Consider the following 562-nt stretch of genomic DNA (forward strand, 5'->3'; position numbering starts at 1 on the left):
GGTCACAACAAGAGAAGAAACCTGATTGTTGGCATCATAAAAATATTCAGTTTTTAAATTGCCTTTGCTCACACTGCTGACACGACGCTTGGTCGTATCCCAGACTGTATCAATGGTTTGTTGCTCCGGTGTACCATAGGCTTCGATTCTTTGCGTTTCAAAACCGTCGGCATCGTGGGTGAACTTGGTAATCACGCCTGTTGGGCTGGTGGACTGGCTGACATAGCCATTTGCATCATACTTGTAAGTCCAGCTGCCGACTTCACAATCGGTACAAGCTAACTGCTCGTATTGGGTCACCAGTTTGCGTTTGGATTTGCCAATGAATCGTTCTTCATAGTGATAAATCACATCATTGGTTAAGGTGTCGGAAATATGGTGAGTCACTCGCGTTTGATTATCCACAGAATAATCCAGGTCGACTTTTTCCAGACTCTGTCCATGCTCACTGCTAATGGCACGACCATTGGTATCATAATTCCAGGTCGCCAGACGAACACCCTTTTCGTTAATCTTGCCGGTCAGGTGACTCGGAAAGCCGGCATTCTCATAAAGATATTGT

1 protein-coding gene is annotated in these 562 nt (G+C 45.4%); it reads right to left on the reverse strand.

Features of this window, described 5'->3' with window-relative positions; genetic code table 11:
• A partial coding sequence (locus tag IYN84_RS20870; protein WP_196141222.1) for an RHS repeat protein occupies positions 1-562 on the reverse strand: 562 nt, incomplete at both ends.

Origin of the sequence: Aliikangiella sp. G2MR2-5 (assembly GCF_015687155.1) — a bacterium.
Taxonomy (GTDB): Bacteria; Pseudomonadota; Gammaproteobacteria; order Enterobacterales; family Kangiellaceae; genus Aliikangiella.